At 40.0% G+C, this 24,138-nt stretch carries 22 protein-coding genes and 1 riboswitch; all 22 genes read left to right on the top strand.

From position 1 onward, the window contains the following. Positions 1-577: 577 nt before the first annotated feature. Positions 578-686, top strand: a riboswitch (SAM riboswitch). Between the two features lie 217 nt (positions 687-903). Then, entirely contained in the window at positions 904-1,929 is a 1,026-nt protein-coding gene (locus tag CDZ94_RS10355) for a methionine ABC transporter ATP-binding protein (protein WP_096436763.1), read from the top strand. Then, positions 1,922-2,590 carry a methionine ABC transporter permease gene (locus CDZ94_RS10350; RefSeq protein WP_198520805.1) on the top strand — a complete coding sequence of 223 codons (669 nt, stop codon included), beginning with the start codon at positions 1,922-1,924 and terminating at the stop codon, positions 2,588-2,590. Before CDZ94_RS10355 ends, CDZ94_RS10350 begins: the two co-directional genes overlap by 8 nt. A 17-nt stretch (positions 2,591-2,607) precedes the next feature. Continuing rightward, entirely contained in the window at positions 2,608-3,489 is an 882-nt protein-coding gene (locus tag CDZ94_RS10345; RefSeq protein ID WP_096436761.1) for a MetQ/NlpA family ABC transporter substrate-binding protein, read from the top strand. A gap of 183 nt (positions 3,490-3,672) precedes the next feature. Next, positions 3,673-4,041, top strand: a complete 369-nt coding sequence (locus tag CDZ94_RS10340) for a carboxymuconolactone decarboxylase family protein (protein ID WP_096436759.1) — start codon at positions 3,673-3,675, stop codon at positions 4,039-4,041. Between the two features lie 292 nt (positions 4,042-4,333). Further along, on the top strand, positions 4,334-4,504 hold the full coding sequence (locus CDZ94_RS22035; RefSeq protein ID WP_483414906.1) for a YuzK family famiily protein: 171 nt from the start codon (positions 4,334-4,336) through the stop codon (positions 4,502-4,504). A gap of 553 nt (positions 4,505-5,057) precedes the next feature. Further along, the gene (gene sufC, locus CDZ94_RS10335) at positions 5,058-5,837 is read left to right on the top strand and encodes a Fe-S cluster assembly ATPase SufC (RefSeq protein ID WP_096436757.1); all 780 of its coding nucleotides are present in this window, start codon (positions 5,058-5,060) and stop codon (positions 5,835-5,837) included. A gap of 27 nt (positions 5,838-5,864) precedes the next feature. Next, positions 5,865-7,172, top strand: coding sequence for a Fe-S cluster assembly protein SufD (gene sufD, locus CDZ94_RS10330; protein WP_096436755.1), 1,308 nt, complete (start codon positions 5,865-5,867; stop codon positions 7,170-7,172). Beyond that, positions 7,172-8,395 (top strand): cysteine desulfurase, encoded by a 1,224-nt coding sequence (locus tag CDZ94_RS10325; RefSeq protein ID WP_096436753.1) that lies wholly within the window; start codon positions 7,172-7,174, stop codon positions 8,393-8,395. The genes sufD and CDZ94_RS10325 overlap by 1 nt, the downstream gene beginning before the upstream one ends. Next, the gene (gene sufU, locus CDZ94_RS10320) at positions 8,382-8,828 is read left to right on the top strand and encodes a Fe-S cluster assembly sulfur transfer protein SufU (RefSeq protein ID WP_096436751.1); all 447 of its coding nucleotides are present in this window, start codon (positions 8,382-8,384) and stop codon (positions 8,826-8,828) included. Before CDZ94_RS10325 ends, sufU begins: the two co-directional genes overlap by 14 nt. Positions 8,829-8,996: 168 nt before the next feature. Continuing rightward, positions 8,997-10,394 (top strand): Fe-S cluster assembly protein SufB, encoded by a 1,398-nt coding sequence (gene sufB / locus CDZ94_RS10315; protein WP_096436749.1) that lies wholly within the window; start codon positions 8,997-8,999, stop codon positions 10,392-10,394. A gap of 361 nt (positions 10,395-10,755) precedes the next feature. After that, a complete protein-coding gene (locus CDZ94_RS10310) occupies positions 10,756-11,610 on the top strand; it encodes a DUF72 domain-containing protein (protein ID WP_096436747.1) in 855 nt (284 codons plus the stop codon). Between the two features lie 62 nt (positions 11,611-11,672). Continuing rightward, a complete protein-coding gene (locus tag CDZ94_RS10305) occupies positions 11,673-12,500 on the top strand; it encodes a sulfite exporter TauE/SafE family protein (protein WP_096436745.1) in 828 nt (275 codons plus the stop codon). 19 nt (positions 12,501-12,519) lie between these two features. Further along, positions 12,520-13,917, top strand: coding sequence for a bifunctional metallophosphatase/5'-nucleotidase (locus CDZ94_RS10300; RefSeq protein WP_096436743.1), 1,398 nt, complete (start codon positions 12,520-12,522; stop codon positions 13,915-13,917). A gap of 220 nt (positions 13,918-14,137) precedes the next feature. Beyond that, positions 14,138-14,449, top strand: a complete 312-nt coding sequence (locus CDZ94_RS10295; RefSeq protein WP_096436741.1) for a YunC family protein — start codon at positions 14,138-14,140, stop codon at positions 14,447-14,449. A 97-nt stretch (positions 14,450-14,546) separates the two neighbouring features. Beyond that, positions 14,547-15,647 (top strand): HD-GYP domain-containing protein, encoded by a 1,101-nt coding sequence (locus CDZ94_RS10290; RefSeq protein ID WP_096436739.1) that lies wholly within the window; start codon positions 14,547-14,549, stop codon positions 15,645-15,647. 24 nt (positions 15,648-15,671) lie between these two features. Next, on the top strand, positions 15,672-16,466 hold the full coding sequence (locus tag CDZ94_RS10285; protein ID WP_096436737.1) for a thymidylate synthase: 795 nt from the start codon (positions 15,672-15,674) through the stop codon (positions 16,464-16,466). Next, entirely contained in the window at positions 16,463-16,948 is a 486-nt protein-coding gene (locus CDZ94_RS10280) for a dihydrofolate reductase (RefSeq protein WP_096436735.1), read from the top strand. Before CDZ94_RS10285 ends, CDZ94_RS10280 begins: the two co-directional genes overlap by 4 nt. A gap of 609 nt (positions 16,949-17,557) precedes the next feature. Then, positions 17,558-18,961 carry a PTS mannitol transporter subunit IIBC gene (locus CDZ94_RS10270; RefSeq protein ID WP_096436730.1) on the top strand — a complete coding sequence of 468 codons (1,404 nt, stop codon included), beginning with the start codon at positions 17,558-17,560 and terminating at the stop codon, positions 18,959-18,961. Positions 18,962-18,994: 33 nt separating this feature from the next. After that, a complete protein-coding gene (locus CDZ94_RS10265) occupies positions 18,995-21,058 on the top strand; it encodes a BglG family transcription antiterminator (RefSeq protein WP_198520806.1) in 2,064 nt (687 codons plus the stop codon). A 12-nt stretch (positions 21,059-21,070) separates the two neighbouring features. Further along, positions 21,071-21,505, top strand: a complete 435-nt coding sequence (locus tag CDZ94_RS10260; RefSeq protein WP_096436726.1) for a PTS mannitol transporter subunit IIA — start codon at positions 21,071-21,073, stop codon at positions 21,503-21,505. Beyond that, positions 21,505-22,656 carry a mannitol-1-phosphate 5-dehydrogenase gene (locus tag CDZ94_RS10255; RefSeq protein WP_096436722.1) on the top strand — a complete coding sequence of 384 codons (1,152 nt, stop codon included), beginning with the start codon at positions 21,505-21,507 and terminating at the stop codon, positions 22,654-22,656. Before CDZ94_RS10260 ends, CDZ94_RS10255 begins: the two co-directional genes overlap by 1 nt. 428 nt (positions 22,657-23,084) lie before the next feature. Further along, positions 23,085-23,942 carry a sporulation protein YunB gene (gene yunB, locus CDZ94_RS10250; RefSeq protein ID WP_096436720.1) on the top strand — a complete coding sequence of 286 codons (858 nt, stop codon included), beginning with the start codon at positions 23,085-23,087 and terminating at the stop codon, positions 23,940-23,942. Positions 23,943-24,138: the final 196 nt, after the last annotated feature.

The raw sequence follows: 24,138 nt of genomic DNA, 5'->3' as shown, positions 1-24,138 counted from the left end.
CTGAAGTGTTGCCCGCGGAAAGCGACTGTCCGGAGCGGAAATCAATCTACAAAGAACAACAATCTTTTAGAAAACAGCCTTACTTATAAAGGCCCGAAGACACCACGACACTTTCTGCGGAAGTATAATATGCTTCTCATATGAATGATTTCTGAGCTAATGACATACTCATATTTCATAATTCTGAGCCTAGGCTGCTCAAGGTTCTAAGAAATGAGAAAAGGAGCACCTCCCCAAATATCGAATGAATTTAGTAAGTGACCAAACAAACGAAATGAAATGGGAGGACCCCCCTCATGCCTACTGTACGACAAGATAGTCTTTTTAGCCCCCTGCCGGAATCTGCGAGACTCCTGCGGAAAAACGGACTAGCCGAGACCCCGCAGGGCGCATTTCCCGAGGAGGATTGGCGGTTCGTCCGCGGAAAGCGAGCAGATGTAGGCCAACGGAGCTGCAAAAAGATACGCTTTTTACAATAAGTAATATCAAAGAAAGGTGTTAAAATGGTTGCACAATATTTTTACGCATGCTATGATTTATTCTAGTACTATAGTAAATTGATAAATAAAATAATTTTCTCTTATCAAGAGTGGTGGAGGGACTGGCCCGATGAAACCCGGCAACCGCTAATCAAAACGATTAGAAGGTGCCAATTCCTGCAGAGCAATTGCTTTGGAAGATGAGAGAAAGGTTATTTCCTATTTGGAAAACCTTTCTGCTCATTTTGGCAGAGAGGTTTTTTGTACTTTAAGACAGTTTAACTTCTCCAAAGAAATAAAGTAGTATAAGCACCATTAAGACTTGGTAGTGCATTTTACTACTAAATTACACACAAATTCGTTACAGTCACACATTTTGACTCGAAACGAAAATCTGAGTTCCTCTGACTAGGAGGTATAGATCTTGATTCAATTACAGCAACTTCAAAAATTGTTCCAGACTAGGGATGGGAAAGTAACAGCCGTTGATCACGTCGATTTAACGATTGAAAAAGGTGAGATCTTCGGAGTAATTGGCTACAGTGGTGCGGGGAAAAGTACACTTATTCGCATGCTAAACATGTTAGAGCGCCCAACATCAGGTCAAGTTACTGTTGCGGAAAAAAATATGGGGACGCTATCGAAAAATAAATTGCGTCTTGCACGACAAGAAATCGGAATGATCTTTCAACATTTCAATTTACTTTGGTCACGTACAGTGCGAGATAATATTGCATTTCCACTCGAGATTGCCGGTGTTCCAAAAGAAAAGCGGAAAGCGCGTGTCGAGGAGCTTATTAAACTCGTAGGCTTAGAAGGTCGCGGGGGGTCTTACCCTTCCCAGCTAAGTGGAGGTCAAAAGCAACGTGTCGGCATTGCTAGAGCGTTAGCAAACAACCCGAAAGTACTCCTGTGTGATGAAGCAACTTCGGCTCTTGATCCGAAAACGACGGACTCCATTCTTGATTTACTCGTTGATATTAATGAAAAGTTAGGGTTAACGATCGTTCTTATTACTCATGAAATGCATGTAATCCGTAAAATCTGTCACCGTGTTGCGGTGATGGAAGGTGGACGAGTTGTTGAACAGGGCAATGTCCTTGATGTCTTTAAGCAGCCGAAAGAATTGATGACGAAAGAGTTTGTAAAGCAAGTGACTGAACCTGAAGAAACTGAAGAAGCTCTTGAACATCTTTTTGGTGAAGAAGGAATTGGACGAGTTCTTCAATTAACCTTTGTAGGAAACGATGCCAAGAAGCCGCTTATGACGGAACTCATTCGTAACTTCAATGTGACCATTAACATCCTGCAGGGGAAAATTTCTTCAACGCAAAACGGCTCATACGGTTCGTTGTTCATAAGTATCGATGGTGAAAAAGATGAGCTAGACAAAGCAATTTCACATATCCGTAACGAAAAAGTTGAAGTGGAGGTGATCCACGGTGACTGAATTGTTATTTCCTAATGTTAACTGGGAACGTCTGTGGGAAGCGACGCTAGAAACGTTATATATGACGGGATTATCTGTATTATTTACGTTTGTGTTAGGGGTTTTTTTAGGTTTACTCCTCTTCTTAACTGACAAAGGTAACCTTTGGCAAAATCGGCTCATTCATGGATTTACTGCAGTGTTCGTCAATGTCTTTCGGTCTATTCCGTTTATTATTTTAATTGTGCTTCTTATCCCGTTTACTCGAGCATTGGTTGGGTCAATGCTAGGACCATCTGCAGCATTGCCTGCGTTAATCATAGGAGCAGCGCCGTTTTACGCAAGAATGGTAGAGATTGCTTTACGAGAAATTGATAAGGGCGTCATTGAAGCCTCAAGAGCTATGGGAGCATCGAATAATGAAATAATATTTAAAGTTCTCTTACCTGAATCTATGCCAGCATTAATTTCGGGAATTACGGTGACGTCTATCGCATTAGTCAGTTATACAGCAATGGCTGGCTTTATCGGAGCTGGTGGTTTAGGAGATATGGCATTTAGAGAAGGGTTCCAAAGAAGGCAAGAAGATGTAACATTAATGGCTACCATCGTCATTTTGATTATTGTATTTGCTGTACAATTTTTTGGCGACCGGTTAACCCATAAATTAGACAAACGATAATAATAGGGGGTAAAAAGATGAAGAAGTATATTAAAGGCTTATCAATTTTTGCGTTATCGCTTAGTTTAGCAGCTTGTGGTACTGCTGATGATGGAGCAGATGAAGAAGAAGCAGGCGCAGGCTCTGACACTGAAACGGAAGAAGCTACAGAAGGCGAGTCGACAGTTTTAACTATTGGTGCTTCAAATATTCCGCATGCAGAAATTCTTGAATTTGCTGCACCACTTTTAGAAGAAGAAGGCATTGAGCTGGACATTGTCCCATTCCAAGACTATATTTTACCGAACGAAGCTTTAGCAGATGGAGAAATTGATGCCAACTACTTTCAGCATGTTCCTTATTTAGAGTCACAGCTTGAAGATAATGATCACTATGATTTTGAAAATGCAGGTGGAATTCATATCGAACCGATCGGTATTTATTCTCAGGACTACAGCAGTTTAGATGATTTACCTGATGGTGCTGATATTATTATGAGCAGTTCGGTAGCAGATCACGGTCGTATTCTGATGATGCTTGAAGATGAAGGGCTGATCACACTGGCAGAAGGTGCTGATGTTGGTGCTACACTTGATGATATTGAAGAAAACCCAAATAACTTTAGCTTCAGGGATAATGTAGAAGCAGCTATGCTCCCAGCGTCTTATGAAAACGGTGAGGGAGATGCCGTTTTAATCAATTCTAACTATGCGTTAGATGCAGGGCTTAATCCATTAGAAGATGCTATTGCAATGGAATCTGCTGATTTAGATAACCCATACGTTAACGTCATCGCCGTCCGTAGCGAAGATGAAGGATCTGAGCAAATTCAAACGTTAGTTGAAGTGTTACGCTCTGAAGAAGTCCGTGACTATATCCTTGAACAATATGACGGAGCCGTTGTTCCGGCAGGTGAATAAGAAGTGAATGAGAGCGTCCCACCAATGTGTGGGGCGTGTTTTTTGACTCCTGTTGATTTCCAGATAGGAGGTGGGTGCAAGACATTTGCTTTAAATACATACATTGAAAGAAAACATACTTTCTCATCCATCAACTCATACTAACGAGTGATATATGAATTAAACAAAAGGAGCGAGATGGAAATGGATCATCAAGAGTCGATGTCTTCTGTTCAGCAAGCATTACATGATTATAAAGCAGGTTTGGGGCATTTTACTGAACAAATGCCGGATATTGCTAGAAAGTACAATGCTTTTACTGAAGCTTGTTTTGAAGAGGGAACGTTAACAGCAAAGGAAAAACAGCTCATTGCGTTGGGAATTAGCTTATACTCGCAAGATGAATACTGCATTATTTATCATACAAAAGGATGCTTAGACCAAGGCTGTTCCCAAGAGGAAATTTTTGAAGCGATAGCAGTGACGGGAGCATTTGGAGGCGGAGCAGCTATGAGTCAAGCTGTTACCCTAGTTGAACAGTGCCTCACAGAGCTCGACCAACAGCCTCATTAAAAGTTTTGAATGGAAAATAAATGGTAGTACATGCTTGGAAATCGATGTTTTTCGGTGGATTTGGGGGAAATTTTATATGAGAGTGGCTTGAGCGCACTTCACGATAATTTACCATTCTGTATGCTACACCATCCGCTCTGAGGCAAATTGGATAGAATCCTTTCTCGTGCTAAAATACAAATGTAATTAAAAATGGTCGAAAAATTAAGTCAATTCTCATGTGAATGTGGGAACACAACTTTAATTTGGCCAAAAAATTCGAAAGGATTGATTTATTATCCATCAGATTCATATGAATCACACAAGCGAGATGGAAAAAAGCATGCACCAAACGCACGGAATGAGCTACGCGGAGTACAGCAGTAATCTGGAAAACCGCATGGAAGTTGAAAAGAGAAGAGAAAAAAATCATCAACAAAGCTTGATGATCATATCAGAGCATCAAAGACAGATTCACAGCTAATTGTAGAGTGATCATAAATAACCATGAACTTACCTGGAAAGGTTGGTATGTCCCCGCATACCTACCTTTCTTTTTTGGGTTGTTATTTGTCGATTCGCTGTTTTCTAAGCCGATTCTGCTGATATATTGCCAATTTGCGTTAAAATAAAATACATAAGAATGATGTTCATTCTCAATTAGGGAGTATTGAATGAGAATTGTAAGATATACTAATTGCGAGTATGCTCATCTTTGCTTAAGGGTAGTATCTAAAGAAAGTTTATTATCATTATGAATTTTAGGCGATGTAAAATAGAATCCTTCCGTTTTGATAAAGAAATATTTAGATGATGTAGAAGAGATTCTATTTTCTTAATGATATTTGAAGAAAGTACATTAAATATGTTTGAATAGTACGTAGGGTGTCGTTTTCCCTTGAACTCAATTTTCATTTGATATAATATTGTAATGAGAATAAATTGAGAATGGGTATAACTACATTCTTGAAAAGGCCAATCCTACCATGATAGGTTATATGCCAAATCATGAAAAAAATAAATGGGGGTTAGAACAAATGACAGCACCAAATTTAAAAGTTGAAGATCTTCATGTTTCCATTGAAGAAAAAGAAATTTTAAAAGGTTTCGGAATCGAAGTCAATGGTGGCGAAATCCATGCCATTATGGGACCGAACGGAACAGGTAAATCCACACTAGCATCAGCTTTAATGGGACATCCAAAATATGAAGTAACAAGTGGGAAAGCGACATTCAATGGGGAAGACCTATTTGATATGGAAGTAGATGAGCGTGCTCGTGCTGGGTTGTTTCTAGCCATGCAATATCCTTCTGAAATCAGCGGAGTAACAAACGCAGACTTTATCCGCTCAGCGATCAATGCGAACCGTGAAGAAGGCGACGAAATTTCTTTAATGAAATTTATCCGTAAAATGGATGACAAAATGGGTACGTTAGATATTGATGAAACTTTCCAACACCGTTACCTAAATGAAGGGTTCTCCGGTGGTGAGAAGAAACGTAACGAAATTCTTCAATTACTTATGCTTGAGCCGAAAATCGCTATTCTTGATGAAATTGACTCTGGTTTAGATATTGATGCACTTAAAGTAGTAGCAAACGGCATTAACGATATGCGAAACGACGACTTTGGTTGCTTAATCATCACTCACTATCAGCGCCTGCTTAACTATATTAAGCCTGATAAAGTTCACGTAATGATGCAAGGACGTATTGTAAAATCCGGTGGTCCTGAGCTTGCTGAGCGATTAGAAGCAGAAGGTTATGACTGGATTAAAGAAGAATTAGGTATTGAAGACGAGACTGTAGGTCAATAAAGCGGTTTTTAAGGAGGAGGAAACGAAATGTCAGTGGATACAAAGCTACCATTTGATCAGGAATATGTGACGAACTTCTCTAAAGACCGCCAAGAGCCTGAGTGGCTAACGAACTTGCGTGTATCGTCTTTAGAGCGTGCAGAAGCAATTGATTTGCCAAAACCTGATAAAACAAATATTACAAAGTGGAACTTCACAAACTTTACGCATGGGAAGACAGCCACTACTGAGATAGCATATGACAGCCTTTCTGATAAAATTAAAGGCTTAGTTGGAAAAGAAGAAAGCACGCAAACGATTCTTGTTCAGGAAAACGGTGCGACAGTTTACGCTCGTAAGCAAGATGATTTGCAAAAGCAAGGTGTTGTGTTCACCGATATTGAAACAGCGGTAAAAGACCACAGCGATCTTGTTGAAAAATACTTCATGAAAGACGCAGTAACGGCGGACGAAAACCGCTTGACTGCGCTGCATGCAGCACTGTTAAATGGAGGTACGTTCATTTATGTGCCTAAAAATGTTGAAGTGAAGGTTCCACTGCAAGCTGTTTACGTACAAAAAGGAGCTTCTGGCCTATTTAACCATGTTCTAGTTGTCGCAGAAGCGAATAGCTCCGTTACGTATATCGAAAACTATGCATCAGAGGACGCTTCTGAAAATACAGTGGCTAACATCGTGGCTGAAGTTTACGCTGCTGATGGTGCTACAGTGAATTTTGGAGCAGTTGATAATTTTGCTACACCAGTAACAACTTATGTAAATCGTCGTGCTTATGTGAGCGGACGTGATGCTAAAGTATACTGGTCTCTTGGTCAAATGAATGATGGAAACACAGTTTCTGATAATACGACGTTCCTTGTTGGTGAAGGATCATATGCTGATACTAAGACCGTATCCATCGGTCGCGGAAAGCAGTCTCAAAACTTCACAACATTAATCAAGCACTATGGTAAACATTCCGATGGCCAGATCTTAAAGCATGCTGTTATGAAAGATGCAGCGAGCTCTATTTTCAACGGAATCTCTAAGATCGAAAAAGGAGCGACCAAGTCTAACGGTGAGCAAACTGAGCGCGTCTTAATGCTTAGTGAAAAAGCTCGTGGAGATGCGAACCCAATCCTTCTTATCGATGAAGATGATGTTACAGCTGGTCACGCAGCTTCTGTTGGAAAAATTGATCCGCTTCAAATGTTCTATTTGATGAGCCGCGGAATTTCTAAGCAAGAAGCAGAACGCTTAATTATACACGGTTTCCTTGGCCCTGTTGTAAATGAGATTCCGATTGAATCTGTAAAAGAACAGCTCATCGAGGTAATCGAAAGGAAAGTATACTAATGAATGTCCAAGATGTTCGTAAGCAGTTCCCGATTTTGGACCAAGAAGTTAATGGTCAACCTCTTGTTTATTTGGACAGTGCAGCGACATCTCAAAAGCCGACGCCGGTGATTGAAGCACTGGACGATTATTACCGACGATACAATTCCAATGTTCACCGCGGGGTGCATACACTTGGAACGTTGGCAACTGATGGATACGAAGGTGCTCGTGATAAAGTTCGTCACTTTATCGGGGCATCTTCAACTGAAGAAATTGTTTTCACTCGCGGAACAACGACAGCGATTAACCTTGTTGCAATGAGTTACGGGCGTGCGAATGTCGGTCCCGATGATGAAATAGTGATTACGCCAATGGAACATCACAGTAACATTATTCCATGGCAACAGTTAGCTAAATTCACTGGGGCGACACTTAAGTATTTGCCATTACAAAAGGATGGTACGATTGATATAAAGGGTGTTGAAGAGACGATTACAGAACGAACAAAGATTGTCGCTGTCATGCAAGTCTCCAACGTCCTCGGTGCAATCAATCCTATTAAAGACATTTCTCGTGTCGCTCATAAACATGGTGCTGTCATGCTTGTAGATGGTGCACAAAGTACACCGCATATGAAAGTGGACGTACAGGATCTAGATTGCGATTTCTTTGCTTTTTCCGCTCACAAAATGTGTGGTCCCACAGGGATTGGTGCTTTGTACGGGAAGAAAGCTCTTCTTGAAAACATGGAACCTGTTGAGTTTGGAGGGGAAATGATCGACTTTGTCGGCCTTCATGAATCTACGTGGAAAGAGCTTCCGTGGAAGTTTGAAGGAGGCACTCCGATTATTGCCGGTGCCATTGGTCTAGGAGCAGCCATCGACTTTTTACAAGATATCGGACTTGAAAATATCGAAAAACATGAGCACGATCTGGCTCAGTACGCCATAGAGCAACTTAATGAAATGGACGACGTTACCGTTTACGGACCGAAAAAGCGAGCGGGCATTGTGACGTTCAATTGTGATAACGTTCATCCTCATGATGTCGCAACAGTACTCGATGCAGATGGCATTGCTGTTCGTGCCGGTCACCACTGTGCACAGCCATTGATGAAATGGTTAGATGTAACGGCTACAGCCAGAGCAAGCTTCTATTTGTATAACACGAAAGACGATGTGGATACGTTTATTAAGGGACTAACTAAAACAAAGGAGTACTTCGGAAATGTCTTTGGGTAATCAGCTAGACACATTGTATCGACAAGTGATCATGGATCATTATAAAAACCCGAGAAACCGAGGCGAACTTGAAGGGGATTCTCTCACCGTAAATATGAACAATCCAACGTGTGGGGACCGGATTCAACTGCAAATGCAAGTGGAGGACGGTAAAATCTCTGATGCAAAATTCGTAGGCGAAGGGTGCTCCATCAGTCTTTCTTCTGCATCAATGATGACCCAGGCTGTTAAAGGACTGCCGGTCGAGGATGCCATGAAGATGTCCGAAATTTTTTCTGATTTAATGCTTGGAAAAGATGTGGATTTTGGCGACATTGATTTAGGAGATATTGAAGCATTGCAAGGGGTTGCAAAATTCCCAGCAAGAATTAAATGCGCTACTTTAGCATGGAAGGCGATGGAAAAAGGATTAAAAGAAGACGATATGGATTAGTTCATAAGATTGGGGTTAAGACCTTAAGGTGGTTAATCCCATTCATATCGTGTAAAATGGAATTAAAATACCTTGGTCATAAGAAAGCTTCCCTTTATGACTAAGGAAATAGTATCGGATGAAGGAAGCGTGTTTTGGTTTTACCAGAATCAAAGGGAGGGTTTTCTAATGGCAAAGAAAATGCCAGAAATCGGCGAATATCAATATGGTTTCTCCGATAAGGACGTTTCTATTTTCCGTTCTAAGCGCGGATTAACTAAAGAGATCGTTGAAGAAATTTCACGGATGAAAAATGAGCCCCAATGGATGCTCGATTTCCGCTTGAAATCATTAGAGCAGTTTTATAAGATGCCAATGCCTCAATGGGGTGGCGACATGAGCGAGTTGAACTTTGATGACATTACGTATTACGTAAAACCATCGGAGAAGTCAGAACGCTCTTGGGATGAAGTTCCCGAAGAGATCAAGAATACCTTTGATAAGCTAGGGATTCCTGAAGCTGAACAAAAGTATTTAGCCGGGGTTTCTGCTCAGTACGAATCTGAAGTCGTTTACCATAATATGAAAGAAGAATTAGAAGAACAAGGAATCGTCTTTAAAGATACTGACACAGCTCTTAAAGAGAATGAAGATATCTTTAGAGAACACTTTGGTAAAGTAATTCCTCCGTCTGACAACAAATTCTCAGCCTTAAACTCAGCGGTCTGGTCTGGTGGATCTTTCATTTATGTGCCTAAAGGTATTAAAACGGATACACCACTTCAAGCGTACTTCCGTATCAACTCTGAGAATATGGGACAGTTTGAGCGTACGTTAATTATTGCTGATGAAGACAGCTCCGTACACTACGTAGAAGGTTGTACAGCTCCAGTTTATACAACAAACTCTTTGCACAGTGCGGTAGTTGAAATTATCGTTAAGAAAAATGCATATTGCCGTTATACAACAATTCAGAACTGGGCTCCTAACGTGTTCAACTTGGTAACAAAGCGTGCTGTTGCTGAAGAAGGTGCTAACATGGAATGGGTTGATGGTAACATTGGATCTAAACTTACGATGAAGTATCCAGCTGTTATTATGAAAGGCCGCGGTGCCCGTGGTAACATCCTTTCTATTGCAATTGCAGGAAAAGGACAGCATCAGGATGCTGGTGCGAAAGTCCACCACTTAGCGCCTGACTGCTCTTCTACTATCGTTTCTAAATCCATCTCCAAGCAAGGTGGTAAAGTAACGTACCGTGGAATCTGTCACTTCGGCCGTAAATCTGAAGGGTCTAAGTCTAAGATTGAGTGTGATACGTTAATCATGGATAACGAATCCACATCTGACACAATCCCGTACAACGAAATCTTCAACAACGACATCACGTTAGAGCACGAAGCAACCGTCTCTAAAGTGTCTGAAGAGCAGTTGTTCTATCTCATGAGCCGTGGTGTTTCTGAGCAAGAAGCGACGGAAATGATCGTTATGGGCTTCATCGAGCCATTTACAAAAGAACTACCAATGGAATATGCCGTTGAAATGAACCGCCTTATCAAGTTCGAAATGGAAGGTTCCATCGGTTAAGTCAATATTATTTAAGCGAGGTCTGGACTTACGTCATAGGCCTCGCTTTTTTGCGTGCACTTCAAGATAAAGTTTCGGGGACTAGATAAAGTTATGGGGACTGTCCCCATAACTTTTCGAATAAAATTGTGCGGGACAGTCCCCGCACAATTTATAATAGAAATGTGGGTTCAAACTAGGGTATTCACACAACAGCATATGTACTAAAATATAATGCGTATAGGTTATAGCCTAATAGAGATAGTTACAGAAGTATGGGAACCATAGCTCTGGACTTAGTTGTATATGAATCATTTTAAAAACAAACGAAAAATACTACTATATTCTGATGAGAACGAGAGAGAACAGAAGGGAGAAGCGTATGATCAGAGTAGGACTGACCGGATGGGGAGATCATGATTCCCTGTATGAAGGTGTGAAAAATTCCTCGGAGAAATTAAAAGTGTACGCTGGTTATTTTCCGACAGTTGAAATTGACGCATCGTTTTACGCGATACAACCGCTTCGGAACATGGAAAAATGGGCATGGGAAACGCCAGATAACTTTCGTTTTGTCGTTAAAGCATACCAAGGAATGACAGGACACATACGTGATGACGGTAACTTATTTGAATCCCGAGAGCAGATGTTTAACGCTTTTCTTGATTCTCTTAAGCCATTAATAGAAAAAGGAAAGCTAGCAATGGTATTGTGTCAATTTCCGCCGTGGTTTGAATGTAGAAAAGAGAATGTTCAATACTTAAGAATATGTAAGGAATACTTAAAATCTGTGCCATGTGCACTGGAATTTCGTCACCAGTCTTGGTTTTCGGCAGAATACAGATCTCAAACGCTTTCTTTTATGAGAAAAGAAAATTGGATTCACAGTATTTGCGATGAGCCTCAAGCTGGTAACAGGTCTATTCCTTTCGTTCTCGAAACGAACGGTCAATCATCTGTGTTGTTTCGTTTTCACGGCCGTAACGTTGCTGGTTGGAACAAGCCCGTTAACGGGGAAGAATGGCGAGATGTGCGTTACCTATACGATTATCGCCGCGACCAATTGGAAAGTTTGGCAGAAAAAGTGCAAAAGACTGCCAAAGAAACGAAGGAGGTTTACGTCCTTTTTAACAACAATTCAGGTGGCCACGCAGCAGGCAATGCACAAACGATGATTGACCTTTTAGGGATTACTTATCGAGGACTCGCACCTCGACAATTGGATCTGTTTGATTGATAATAGAGATTGGGCAGACGGTAAAGTCTGAAAAAATTCATAACAGAAAGTGAAGTCATAACATGGAATGGATTCTTCTTTTATTATTAGGATTATTTGCGGCAATTTTAGGTAGTATTATGGGTCTTGGCGGTGGCATTATTATCGTGCCAGCATTGATGGTTCTAAGTGGGTATACAGCAATCCTTAGCGGGATTACGCCACAAGTAGCTGTAGGGACGTCACTTCTAGTGATGATTTTTACAGGTCTTTCGTCAACGTTAGCTTATATAAAGCAGAAAAAGGTTGATATAAAAAGTGGGCTGATCTTTTTTGCTGGCAGTGGTCCAGGCGCCCTCTTTGGTGTCTGGCTTAACAAGGATATTGAAGTCAATGCTTTTCTTATCTTTTTTGGAATTTTTATTATTATTGTTTCTTTTATTCTGATGATTCGCAAGCATATCAAGCCGATCAAGCTTGCGAAAAAGGGTGGCATAAGACGTACGTATGAAAATGACCTGGGAGAAACAATAGAATATGGATATCAGCCCGTTGTCGGGATTGGGATCGGTTTTGTAGTCGGTATGTGTTCTGGATTATTCGGTATTGGTGGGGGATCCTTAATGGTTCCCGCGATGATATTACTATTTGCTTTTCCACCTCACATGGCTGTGGCTACGTCCATGTTTCTTGTATTTTTATCTGCGATTGTTAGTTCCATTTCTCATATCTCATTAGGAAATGTTGATTGGCTTTATGCAGCGGCGTTAATACCAGGAGCTTGGGCAGGTGGACAAATCGGAGCCGTAATTAACCGACGTTTAAAAAGTGATACAGTTGTAAATTTATTACGTATTTTCCTAATTATCATTGGAATTCGTCTTATTTATCAAGGAATAACAGGGATGTAAATGATAGGTGGTGACCTGATTGAGTATAAAGAAACTACAAATTATCCATACCAACGACTTACATAGTCAACTCGACCAATGGCCGTCGGTCGTTTCAAAAGTAAAGAAATTGCGCGAAGACGGTGAGAATAAAGGAGAACCAGTATTTCTCTTTGATATCGGGGACCATGCTGATCGTGTACATCCGGTCACAGAAGGGCTCATTGGAAAAGGGAATGTGGAGTTGCTGAATGCCCTCGGTTATGACGCTGTAACGATTGGAAATAATGAAGGAATGACGTTTTCGAAACCGCAGCTTGACCGTTTGTATGAAGAGGCTTCCTTCTCTGTTTTGGTTGGTAATTTATATGAGCAGGATGGTTCAATTCCTACTTGGGCAAAAAAACATCAAATTTATACGACAGAAGATCAAATCAAAGTCGGAGTATTTGGGATTACGGTTCCGTACTATCTGTTTTATAAAGCACTTGGTTGGAAAATAAAAGATCCATTTGAAATTATCCGTCAAGAAATTGAAGTGCTACGAGACGAGGTTGATGTTCTTGTATGTTTGTCTCACCTCGGACTGCACGAAGATGAACGAATCGCAAACGAATTTTCCGAAATCGATATTATCCTTGGGTCTCATACTCACCACCTCCTTGATGGCGGAAAAAAAATAAACGAAACATGGGTTCATCAATGTGGGCGGTCAGGAAAGTATATTGGCCATATCTCACTATCTTTTGATAGTGAGACTCACCACATGACAAGTGTGGATATAGAAACGATTAAAACGCCGAATGACGCAGGTTCTCAGGACGAAGAAACCGTCGAGATGTTAAAACAGATGGAGGTCCGTTCAGAAGATGTTTTAAACGAAGTTATTGCCACTCTTCCTGAAGACTGGAAGGTAAACTGGGAATATTCAACCCCGTTAACGAAGCTTCTTGTATCTGGCTTGCGACGCTGGTGTGGAGCTGAAATCGGCATGTTAAATTCAGGAGTTATTCTCGAGGGATTGGCAAAAGGTCCTGTAACAAAAGGGCAGCTTCACAAAATTTGTCCTCATCCTATTAATCCAGCAAAAGTGGCACTGTCAGGGGAAAGACTGTTGGAGTTTATTCGGCAAGCTGAAAAAGATGAAATGATTTATAAAAAGGTAAAAGGGTTTGGCTTTCGCGGAAAAATTCTTGGTTCCATGGTTTATGACGGAATTGACATCTTGGAAAGTACAGGTCCTCTGCAGCCAGAGCACGTACTAATTCGAGGTGAGTCTCTTGACCGTGAAAGGACGTATGAGGTTGCTACAGTGGATATGTTTACTTTTGGACACCTCTATCCATCGATAAGTACTTTGAAAGATAAAACGTATTTTATGCCTGAATTTTTACGAGATGTATTGGCATGGAGTTTAAAAAATGAATCGTTCAAATAGCTGATTGGTATCGCGATGAATCAATCACTTTTTTCCGCTTCGAACATACTTTATTACTAGCCAGAGGTTGGCTTTATACTTGAGACACCTTTAAGGGAATTTAGTTTCTTTAATGGGGTGAGTGTAAGCTCAACTAAAGTTTACGGCATGTAGGTGTGACGGCAAGCCAAGTTTTCCTATCGAAAACCCTATGAGGTTGCTGAAAGAAGAGGTGGAAGAAATGATTGACGTGAAACCGATGTTTATTGATGGTCAGCCCTTTACCGCGGTCACAGTAAAGCTGCCTAAAACAAACTTTATGGCGGTAACGAATGATATTGGTTATATTATGTGCGGGGCTCTTGATGTAGCATTGCTCAATGAAAAACTAGCTGCAAGGAAAATTGTTGCCGGTCGAGCAATAGGCGTTCGTACGATTGATGCGCTCTTAGAAGCTCCTTTAGAATCCGTCACCCACGAAGCGGTTCAGTTAGGGATTCATAAAGGAATGATCGGAAAAGAAGCCTTATTGCATATGGTCGATAACTCCTAGCATAAAAATTGTTTTTATCACGCCTCACTACTTAGAGGGGGGCGTGAGTAATCAAAAGCTATCCTTATACACAATTAGACAAAGGAGGGACCGTTTCATGCGCTTAAGGTCCGTACACTCTCTAGGCATCGGTGATTGCTTAGCTAAAGCAATATACAATGAAAATGGACAAGCTCTCGTAAATGCTGGAGTACCTTTGTCTCTAAACATGATTGAGCGTCTAAACTCAAAAGGTATTACGTTTGTTTATATTGACGATGAGGAATCGCAACATATTGAGTTTGAGGAAGTAATTACGGAAAAAACGAGACAGAAATCGATTAAAACAATAAAAAAATCATTTCAATTGATCACTGACCCGAGCGTAATAAAGAAAACATTTCAAATCGATCAACTTGGGCATTCCTTTCGACAGGTTGTAAATACGATTCTTGAGGAAGTTCGAAGCCATAAAGAAGCGATTTCTTTATTAGTGACTATCTATTCTTATGATTCATACGTTTTCCACCATTCATTAAATGTAACAGTATATGCCCTCGCTTTAGGGGAGAAGCTCGGCTTGAATGAAAAGCAACTGCAGGAATTAGGATTGGGTGCGCTTTTGCACGATATCGGAAAAATGATGATACCGTCGCATATTTTAAATAAGCAAGAACCGTTGACAGACAAAGAATTTTCTCTTATAAAAGAGCATGCCACGACCGGTTTTAATTTGTTACGTAAATCGCATTCGATCCCGCTTTTATCTGCCCATTGTGCTTTTCAGCATCACGAAAGATTGAACGGGTCAGGTTACCCCAGAGGTATTGAGGAAAAAGACATTCACCTCTTTGGAAAGATTCTTGGGGTTGCAGACGTCTTTGATGCTGTAACATCTAATCGAGTGTATCGAAAAGCAATGCTTCCACATGAAGGGCTTGAGCTTCTTTATGCAGGGGTGGACGAGCTTTTTGACAGGAAGATGGTCGAAGTTTTTGCAAAAACAATAGCAATTTATCCTATTGGTTTGGAAGTGGTAATAAGCGATGGCAGGGAAGGGATTGTTTCGAAACAAAATCCCGAAATGAATGCAAGGCCGGTGATTCGAGTCTTAAAAGAGAGTGGTGAAACCATATCTCCTTATGAAGTTGATTTAACTAAAGAGCTAAATCTGATGATTATGAAATGTGAGACAAGACTATCGAAAGCGGCTTCGTAGTAAAGGAAAGAGGAGGAGACAGTAATGAGACAATATCTTGAGCTGTGTGAGCACGTTTTAGCAAATGGTACAGAAAAAAGTGACCGAACGGGGACAGGAACTGTAAGTACGTTTGGTCATCAGATGAGGTTTGATTTGGCTGAGGGTTTTCCACTTTTGACAACAAAGAAACTATCGCTGCGCGCCATTACCCATGAACTTCTTTGGTTTATTAAAGGAGATACTAATATTGAGTATTTAAAAGAAAACAACGTTCGTATATGGAATGAATGGGCGGATGAAAACGGAGATCTTGGTCCGGTGTATGGTGAGCAGTGGCGTTCTTGGCCGACACTTGAAGGAGAGAAGATCGATCAGCTACGCAATATTATTGAGCAGATTAAAACAAATCCAGATTCCCGCAGGCTCGTGGTGAGTGCTTGGAATGTGGCGGATTTGGATAAGATGGCGTTATCCCCTTGTCATTGCCTATTCCAATTTTACGTCGCTGATGGCAAGCTGTCTTGTCAACTTTATCAACGAAGTGCAGACTTGTTTTTAGGGGTTCCTTTTAACATTGCCTCTTATTCACTACTGACAATGATGATTGCACAGGAGTGTGGGTTGGAGTATGGAGATTTTGTTCATACATTCGGCGATGTTCACATTTATTCGAACCACCTAGAGCAAGTAAAGCTTCAATTAACTCGTGAGCCGCGTAGTTTGCCAAAAATGAAGCTTAACCCCGATGTGAAACGGGTTGAGGACTTTACGTTTGATGATTTTGAATTAGTGGAATACGACCCTCATCCCCATATTAAAGGAGAGGTATCAGTATGATTTCGATGATTGCGGCCATGGATGAAAATAATTTGATCGGAGTAAATAATGAGTTGCCTTGGAGTTTACCTAATGACCTCGCTTTTTTTAAACGGGTAACGACGGGACATACGGTTGTGATGGGACGAAAAACGTATGAGTCGATTGGAAAGGCGCTGCCAAATAGACGGAACGTTGTCATTTCGAGGAATACGCGCTTTCAAGCTGAAGGTGTTGAAGTGGTAACCGATCTTGAGGACGTTAAGAATCTAGCGTCGCAAAACGAAGAAATTATGATTCTTGGTGGACAAAAAATCTTTGAACAGCTAATGGAAGACACAGATCGTTTATACATCACGCGAGTCCACCATTCATTTGATGGCGATACCTATTTCCCATCTTTCTCAGAGCAAGAATGGGAAATCACTGAAACTTACGAAGGCAAAGTCGATGACAGAAACCAATTTCCCCACACCTTTTATGTATATGACCGAAAAAAATAATACGAAGTTAACCCCCCTGTTCGAGTAGACTTGAACAGGGGTTTTTAGTGGTCGTTAAAAAACTGTATCTATTTTAGAGGTGGATTACAATTTTTGGAAGTTTGTTTTCGTAAAATTTGGTATTTGGTCTTTCTTGAGCGTTGGCAAGCATTCTCCAACACTCAAAAAAAGAAATAGCCACAATCTCTAAAAGACCCTTATAGAGGATGTACAAAAAGTCCGCTAAAAATAGTTGTCGTAGAATAGAATCTCCTGCTAAATACCGCCACGTCCTATGGAAACTCATTGGCTTGTTTCACGCTCCTCACGTAATTACCATCAGATGCCTCTTTCTATGCCAGTTAAGCTACGAAGAGTATCCGTCGGGACAGCTTGTAGTGATTTCTACAATGTCTTGCTCGTCGCTCTGGTGTTTGAAAACTTCGCCGCCTCGATTCTACTCGGTTCTTTTATGCTCCTTTTTGAACACGCACTTATAGATTAAATGTATCATTAACATAAAAATGTCAAGAACGGTTATGACTAAATTAGCTTTAGATTCAATTGAATGCGTATACATTTGCTCTTAAGATTAAGTTATAAGATTTATAACTTAAGGGGGAAGATAAAATGGCTGAACAAAAGAAGGGTTCATTGAAATCAAGAGTCCAGCGATTTGGCAGCTTTTTAAGCGGTATGATTATGCCGAATATTGGTGCATTTATAGCTTGGGGATTAATTACGGCTTTATTTATTCCAACAGGTTGGTTTCCTAATGCAACATTCGAACAGTTAGTAGATCCAATGATTACTTACTTACTGCCATTATTAATTGCTTATACAGGTGGAAAAATTGTTTATGATATTCGTGGAGGTGTCGTTGGGGCAATAGCAACGATGGGTGTTATCATTGGTGCTGACATTCCGATGTTTTTAGGCGCTATGATTATGGGGCCTCTTGCGGGTTATTTAATTAAAAATATTGATACCGTTTTCTTACCTAAAGTCAAACAAGGGTTCGAGATGCTTTACAATAACTTTTCTGCAGGTATTTTAGGTGCGATATTGGCTATGCTTGGCCTCGTTGGGGGCGGTCCTATCATTGTCGCCTTCACAACAATGCTTGCAGGAGGCGTACAAGCCATTGTTAATGCCGGTCTGTTGCCTCTCGTTAGTATTTTTATCGAACCAGGTAAAGTACTCTTTTTAAACAACGCAATCAATCATGGCATTTTGTCACCACTTGGTGCAGAGCAAGCACTTCAACAAGGAAAATCAATTTTATTTTTACTAGAGTCAAACCCGGGTCCAGGACTTGGTATTCTACTTGCATATATCGTATTTAGTAAAGGTATGGCGAGACAGTCAGCACCTGGAGCGGCGATCATACACTTTTTCGGTGGGATTCATGAAATATACTTTCCATATATTCTAATGAAGCCATTACTAATTTTAGCTGCTATCGGTGGTGGAATGAGCGGGATCTTCGTATTCACATTATTTGATGCTGGTCTATCATCATCTCCGTCACCAGGAAGTATTATTGCTTACACGTTGTTAACTCCTCAAGGAAACTTTATCGGAGTTTACGGTGGTGTTATTGCGGCAACAGTCGTATCCTTCTTAATTGCATCGGTGATATTGAAGCGCGGTGCTCCGGAAGACGATGGAGATATTCAAGGCGCAACTGCAAAAATGCAAGATATGAAAGGGAAGAAAAGTTCAGCTGCTGAAACATTATCCACATCGACATCTTCAACAAAAGTTGAAAAAGTTGTGTTTGCTTGTGATGCAGGAATGGGTTCAAGCGCAATGGGATCTTCCATTTTAAAAAATAAATTCAAAAAATCTGAGATTAATATTGAGGTAACCAATACTTCAATTAGCAACCTGCCAAGTGATGCTGACATTGTCATTACGCACAAAGATTTAACAGAACGAGCTGTTGACAAACTCCCAGATGCAGAGCATTTTTCTGTAGATAATTTTCTTGGCAGTCCAAAATACGATGAACTTGTTGATAGATTAAAATAAGTTTCTTCAAAAAATTAGTGGAGGGGGATGGTCATGTATATCTCCGCTCGTGAACGACAAATTATTGAAGTGCTGTTCGATCATCTAAATGGGATCACGATAAAAGAGATCTCACAGGTTATTGATGTGAGTGAACGAACAATTCACAGAGATTTAAAAGGAGTCGAGGATGTACTTGGAGAGTTCGGGATAAGGCTGGTAAAACAGTCTGGTCTCGGACTATCCCTGATTACCGAAGAAGAGCAACTACTTGAATTAAAGAGATATTTATTTCAGCTTGGACGTGATGAGTATACTCCAGATGAAAGAAAAGTGCTATTAATTAGCCGACTTCTAGAATTAAGAGAACCGGTAAAGCTTTTTTCGTTAGCAAGCGAACTGAATGTAACAGTAGCTACGATAAGCGCTGATTTATCAAAGGTGAGTGACTGGCTCAAAAACTTTCAGGTAGATGTTATCCGAAAAAGAGGATCCGGAATTGAATTGAGAGGGTCTGAACAGAGCAAACGAAGAGCGATGAGCCGACTTTTAATGGAACAAGTAAATCAAGATGATTTTTTTCAAATGGTTCATGGTGAGACCTATGAGAGCACCATGAATACAGTTTCCGAACGTCTTCTTCACCTTGTTGACCGCGAAAAGCTGCGGGTTGTTGAGCGGGGTGTAAGTACTATTCGTGCGGAATTACCATATTCCATGGCAGATACTGCCCATATAGGGCTTGTTATTCATCTAACATTAGCTATTGAAAGGATTCGTCTAGGTGAAGAAATTAAAATGGAAGACAATTACCTGGAAAAATTACTTGAAACGCCGGAATTTCCTCTAGCTAAAAAGTTAGCTGAAAGGTTAGGACAACAAGTTAATTTAGTCATTCCTCAATCAGAAATCGGATATATTACGATGCATCTTCGAGGAGCAAAACTTAGCGCAGAGCAAGACGTTCCTCTTGAACAAACAAACCTTGAATTAGCGGTATCAGCAAAGGAACTTGTCCGTCTAGTCAGTAGAAAACTAAGTACACCTAAGCTCGTAAATGATCACTCTCTGTTGCAAGGTTTACTGTCTCATTTACATCCGGCATTATACAGGCTACGGGAAGGTATGAAAATCCATAATGCAATGGTGCATCAAATTAAAAATGATTATAAACATTTATTTGATGTTATTAAAAGTACACTGGAAGAAGTATTTCCTGACCTTAACATACCTGATGAGGAAATTGGCTACTTGGTTATGCATTTTGGATCTGCAATGAATAAATATCAACGAAAACAAGAGCTTAAGGCTTTGGTCGTTTGCTCGAGTGGTATTGGTTCATCTAAAATGCTAGCTTCCCGATTACAAAGGGAAATACCTTTTATTAGTAAAATTGAAACAACCTCACTGAATGAGCTTTCAAGCATAGATATTGACGATTATGATCTTGTTGTCTCGACAATTTCGCTTCCAAAGGTGGATCAAGAATATTTCGTGGTAAATCCTTTTTTACCTGAAAAAGAAGCGGAAAAAATTAAAGCGTTTGTTCAACATTTGAAGCCGGAAACTCAAATGATAGAAGATCATGATAGTAGAAATTATGTATTGGCCCATTTTGAGTCTTATTCAAAAACGATAAGCACCATTGTTGAAGTACTAGAACAGGTGAATATTTTCGATGAGAATAAAGTTAACTTAGAAGAACTTCTTGAAGAATTGTGCCTAAAGCTTAAAAAGGAAAGAAAAATAGCATCTGCTTCAAAAGTTAAAACTGCATTAACAGAGAGAGAAGCATTGGGGGGCCTTGGAATTCCCGGTACATCTATCGCTTTGTTTCATGCAAGAAGCGAATATATTCTAAGGCCTGTATTTCAAATCATTCGTCTGGAAAAGAGTATAAAAGTGAAGGGGATGGATGAAAGTGAACATGATATGAGGACAATGTTATGTATGTTGGCTCCTCTTCATGCTTCTCAAGAAGTGGTGCAAGTTTTGAGTTCGATAAGCTCAGCCATTATTCAAGATGAAGAAAGTTTTTATATATTTGAGCATGGGAAAAAGCAAGAGGTTTTTCAGCTTTTATCAAAAATATTTGATGACTATTTAAAATCTTTATAAGGAGTGTTCATAATGAGTAATACGATATTAAATAAGGATAATATTTTATTAAATGCAAAGCCAGGTAATAAGGTTGAGGCAATTGAATTAACAGGGAATATTTTAGTTGAAAAAGGATATGCTTCAAAAGAATATATTAATAAAATGAAAGAGCGTGAAGAATTAACTTCAACTTACATGGGCAATTTTGTTGCGATCCCACATGGAACAGAAGACTCCAAGAAAGAAGTTCATCATTCTGGAATTTCAATCGTGCAAGCACCTGAAGGAGTGGACTTTGATGGAAACGAAGTTAAGGTTCTCATAGGTATTGCTGGCAAAAATGATGAACATCTAGAGATTCTTTCACAGATTGCAGTAGTCTGTTCTGAAACTGACAATATTGAAAAGATGGTCTCTGCTACGACTGCTGAAGAGCTATTAGAACTATTTGAGGAGATTGGTTAATGAAAGCTGTTCACTTTGGAGCAGGAAATATCGGGCGAGGATTTATCGGACAATTATTGCACCAAGACAATGCAGAGATCACGTTTATTGATGTTAATGAAAGTGTTATTCAAGCTTTAAACACAAGAAAACAATACGAAGTTATTTTGGCAGCAAAAGAAAATGAACACCATACTGTCACCAATGTACATGGGATCAATAGTCAACTCGAGCCAGAAAGAGCAGTAGAGGCTGTTGCATCTGCTGATATTATAACGACCGCTGTGGGGCCAGCAATTTTATCATTGATAGCTCCATTAATTCAAAAAGGTTTGCTACTTCGAAGTAAGCGTACGAAACAGCCTGTCGATGTCATTGCGTGTGAAAACATGGTTGGTGGGAGTGAAAAGTTAAAAGCGCACACCTTTGAACAACTAGACCCAAATCAAATTCATACTATTGAATCGATTGCAGGGTTTCCGAATGCTGCTGTTGATCGAATTGTTCCTGAACAAACGTCAGGTGACGGATTAGCGGTTCGAGTGGAACCGTTTTATGAATGGGTAATTGAGGAGTCTAAAGTTAAGCGTGATGATATTCGTATTCCAGGGGCTCTCTATGTAAAAGAGTTGACACCATTTATTGAACGTAAATTGTTTACCGTTAATACGGGTCATGCTGCCGCAGCCTATGTAGGATTTTCTCATGGGTATCAGACAATTGCAGATGCAATGGCTGATGACTCTGTCTATTCAACAGTTTTAGGTGCCCTTAAAGAAACAGGTGAGATGCTCACAAAGAAGTATCCGCTATTTACTAAAAACGAACAAAAAGAGTATATCGAAAAAGTACTCACGCGTTTTACAAACCCTGAACTAAAGGATGATGTCAGGCGAGTAGGGCGTACTCCTCTTCGTAAACTCGGGTTTCAAGAGAGATTGATTTCTCCTGCTATTCAACTAATTGAGAGAAGCGGTAAACCTGACTATCTGTTGGATGTTATCGTAGCGGCATTAAATTATAGAAATGCTTCAGACCCAGAAGCGGTCCAGCTCCATGAAGAGATAGTAGAACACGGAGTAGAATACGTGATTAAAAAGCATGCACAGATTAATTCTTCGAACGGACTCTTGATGCTGATCTGTGATCGTTACCGTAAAATGGTTAATTAAGTTCTAAAGAACCCTTTCATTTGTAGTAAAAAGGATTGAGGTTTAAGCACTTTTTTCAATCATTTTAATATAAGAAAGCTATGCGGTTTTTCTTGAATCAAGCCCTATTTGGCTCTAAGCGAGTCGAGTAGGGCTTTTGATTTTCAAAAAGTAGCAATGCTACATTTTACAAAATTGTACGGGGTCTGACCCCGTACATCTTTGCATATGTATTAAGAAGGTGAGGGAGTAGCTGAAATGAAGCGAGGGTTTCGACCGATCAAACTTAAGGAGGCGAAAGAGTCCTCAGCTCCATTAATGACGCCATTTCAAAAAAAAATTAAGAGAATATGAAAGGGTGACACCGAGAACATCACGTTGGTGAGTCTTTATCAAATCTTATTGAACACGGCCACGTAAAAGATAGCAGCATAAGAGAGGTGGGGGCCATGGGAATAAGGAAAAAGAAGAACTTTCGTTTATTTAGATTTAAACATAAGCGAAGAGGACCACTGCCTTTTCGTTATGTCTTCTTAATTTCATTTATCATTTTTATTTTATTAACTGCTCAAGGACTATATATTGTAGAAAAGGGTATAAGGCCTACCCTTTTGAATATTGCAAATACCGAAACGCAAAGAATTGGGACACTAGCTATTAATCACGCCATAACAAAAAAAATCCAGCAAGGTGCTGATTTAAATGAGGAAATGATCGAGTATGTAACAACTGAAAATGGAAAAGTTACCGCTGTACAATTCAATGCATCTCTAGCCAACGAATTCTTACATCAAGTGACAGATAGCGTACAATCTTACCTTAATGATATTGAGCATGGTAGGGTTAGAGACATATATATACCAAGTGATGTTGACATAGAAAGAGATGGTGTATCGATAACTGAGGATGGTATTATTCATATGATCCCTATAGGGCAAGCTACAAATAACGCTTTACTCGCACATTTAGGTCCTCGAGTACCTGTTCGTTTTTCTGCTATTGGCGATGTAAAATCAGAATTTAGTCATGAAGCTATAGAATTAGGCATAAATAATACACAAATTACCATTACCGTAGATATGGAAGTGGATGTTAAGATCGTTATCCCATTTTCAACAAAGACAGAAGTCGTATCTACTTCCTTACCGGTAGCAGTGGTATTTTTACAAGGAGATGTACCTGAGTTTTATAGTGCAGGTGGCGATAATGGCGTTTTTCCAGCGATATTAAACCAGCCAACTCAAGGAAATGACGAGGAGGTAGACGGTGAGGTAAATGAAGAAATAGATGTGGAGATAAATAATTAAAGGGTTCTTAAATTAGAGAAAAAGGTAGCGTTCTCTCCTCACCTAGTAAACTACTGTCGTATTGGAGAAATTGTAAGTTGATAAGGTTCAAAAGCTAGTCGAAGATGAATCAAATGAAAGGGAGCATTATCTGGAAATAGAATAATTATTGCATTGTTTACGATCCTCTGATAAAATCATAAACAGTTTGACAATT

The sequence above is a fragment of the Alteribacter populi genome (assembly GCF_002352765.1).
Lineage (GTDB): Bacteria > Bacillota > Bacilli > Bacillales > Salisediminibacteriaceae > Alteribacter > Alteribacter populi.
Note: the sequence above shows the minus strand (reverse complement) of the source record. Positions and strands in the feature narration are given on the sequence as shown.

Coding starts and splice junctions, on each gene's coding strand:
- CDZ94_RS10345 (WP_096436761.1), top strand. CDS start 2,608: ATGAAGAAGTATATTAAAGGCTTATCAATTTTTGCGTTATCGCTTAGT.
- CDZ94_RS10340 (WP_096436759.1), top strand. CDS start 3,673: ATGGATCATCAAGAGTCGATGTCTTCTGTTCAGCAAGCATTACATGAT.
- CDZ94_RS22035 (WP_483414906.1), top strand. CDS start 4,334: ATGAATCACACAAGCGAGATGGAAAAAAGCATGCACCAAACGCACGGA.
- sufC (WP_096436757.1), top strand. CDS start 5,058: ATGACAGCACCAAATTTAAAAGTTGAAGATCTTCATGTTTCCATTGAA.
- sufD (WP_096436755.1), top strand. CDS start 5,865: ATGTCAGTGGATACAAAGCTACCATTTGATCAGGAATATGTGACGAAC.
- CDZ94_RS10325 (WP_096436753.1), top strand. CDS start 7,172: ATGAATGTCCAAGATGTTCGTAAGCAGTTCCCGATTTTGGACCAAGAA.
- sufU (WP_096436751.1), top strand. CDS start 8,382: ATGTCTTTGGGTAATCAGCTAGACACATTGTATCGACAAGTGATCATG.
- sufB (WP_096436749.1), top strand. CDS start 8,997: ATGGCAAAGAAAATGCCAGAAATCGGCGAATATCAATATGGTTTCTCC.
- CDZ94_RS10310 (WP_096436747.1), top strand. CDS start 10,756: ATGATCAGAGTAGGACTGACCGGATGGGGAGATCATGATTCCCTGTAT.
- CDZ94_RS10305 (WP_096436745.1), top strand. CDS start 11,673: ATGGAATGGATTCTTCTTTTATTATTAGGATTATTTGCGGCAATTTTA.
- CDZ94_RS10295 (WP_096436741.1), top strand. CDS start 14,138: ATGATTGACGTGAAACCGATGTTTATTGATGGTCAGCCCTTTACCGCG.
- CDZ94_RS10290 (WP_096436739.1), top strand. CDS start 14,547: ATGCGCTTAAGGTCCGTACACTCTCTAGGCATCGGTGATTGCTTAGCT.
- CDZ94_RS10285 (WP_096436737.1), top strand. CDS start 15,672: ATGAGACAATATCTTGAGCTGTGTGAGCACGTTTTAGCAAATGGTACA.
- CDZ94_RS10280 (WP_096436735.1), top strand. CDS start 16,463: ATGATTTCGATGATTGCGGCCATGGATGAAAATAATTTGATCGGAGTA.
- CDZ94_RS10270 (WP_096436730.1), top strand. CDS start 17,558: ATGGCTGAACAAAAGAAGGGTTCATTGAAATCAAGAGTCCAGCGATTT.
- CDZ94_RS10265 (WP_198520806.1), top strand. CDS start 18,995: ATGTATATCTCCGCTCGTGAACGACAAATTATTGAAGTGCTGTTCGAT.
- CDZ94_RS10260 (WP_096436726.1), top strand. CDS start 21,071: ATGAGTAATACGATATTAAATAAGGATAATATTTTATTAAATGCAAAG.
- CDZ94_RS10255 (WP_096436722.1), top strand. CDS start 21,505: ATGAAAGCTGTTCACTTTGGAGCAGGAAATATCGGGCGAGGATTTATC.
- yunB (WP_096436720.1), top strand. CDS start 23,085: ATGGGAATAAGGAAAAAGAAGAACTTTCGTTTATTTAGATTTAAACAT.